A 1,042-nucleotide genomic window follows, 5' to 3' on the forward strand; every position below is an offset into this window, starting at 1 on the left:
TCTATAAAAGATAATAAAAAACTACGTGGAAAGACCGCATTTTATATAAAAATATACGTTAAGTTGATGGATGTGTGGTAGGACCCCTATAAGCATTCGTAGCTCTTCCGCTACCTTCTTCGTCATAGGTACAGCTCTAGTTTTACGGTTCTTATTCTTAGCGCCTGCTAACATAATCGTAAGGTTATCAAAATCTATATCGTTAGCCTCTAGCTGATTTACTTCGTTTACACGCAACCCGCAGTGCAACATAAGCAGCATGGCGCAGTAATCTCTATAGCCTGCATAGGTCGTCTTATCTACCACACGAAAAATGCGCTTTATCTGATTATGATTTAGCGTAAAAATCGGCGCTTCATCGGTACGTAACTTTACAAAGTCTACAGCGGGATTGCTTTTAATGTAGCCCTGCTCATTCAATCGCTTAAAGACCGACTTCAACGCCGATATGCGAATATTTACAGTGGCAGGTGCTAATTCTCGATTAAGCAGCTTATTAATATACATTTGTACATGTGCCGCCGTAATGATCTCGACTTTCTCAATGTTCAATTCTCGCATGAAATAACGAAAGAGCTTGCTGTAATCATCTATAGTACGCTTTCTAAATCCCTCTGCCCGAAATGCCTGCGCAGCAATCGCTATCGCCGCTTCTGTGTCTAGTGCTTCCGCAGTACCAATAAAATCAACTACTTCTCTTCGTCTTTTTACTACTCGTATACTTTTAGACATAATAAAAAAAGAGCCCCCTATCTGAAACGAATTTCAGACGGAAGCTCTCCGCATATGTACTATCATTATCTTCATTTGGTTACACGTAGCACCTTTTTACTATGCGACAATAATTCGCTAATGCCTACATAGGACGTTTGCGGTTTGTTCCCGCTCAAGTTAAGCGTTAAAAACTCCGACAAACAGCTTTATACCGCACCCTAAAGCACATTTGGTTTCCTTTGTCATATATAAGACGTGGTACCGGAAACCACCGCTCTATCCGACTGAGCTATGGGCGCATGATAATAGAAAACACTTCATTTTCTTC

1 protein-coding gene is annotated in these 1,042 nt (G+C 40.7%); it reads right to left on the reverse strand.

Going from position 1 to position 1,042, the window contains the following annotated elements:
• Positions 1-21: 21 nt before the first annotated feature.
• A complete protein-coding gene (locus PDQ33_RS28905) occupies positions 22-732 on the reverse strand; it encodes a tyrosine-type recombinase/integrase (protein WP_123805304.1) in 711 nt (236 codons plus the stop codon).
• Between the last annotated feature and the right edge of the window lie 310 nt (positions 733-1,042).

This window comes from Bacillus cereus group sp. Bc031, from assembly GCF_027716265.1.
Lineage (GTDB): Bacteria > Bacillota > Bacilli > Bacillales > Bacillaceae_G > Bacillus_A > Bacillus_A paranthracis.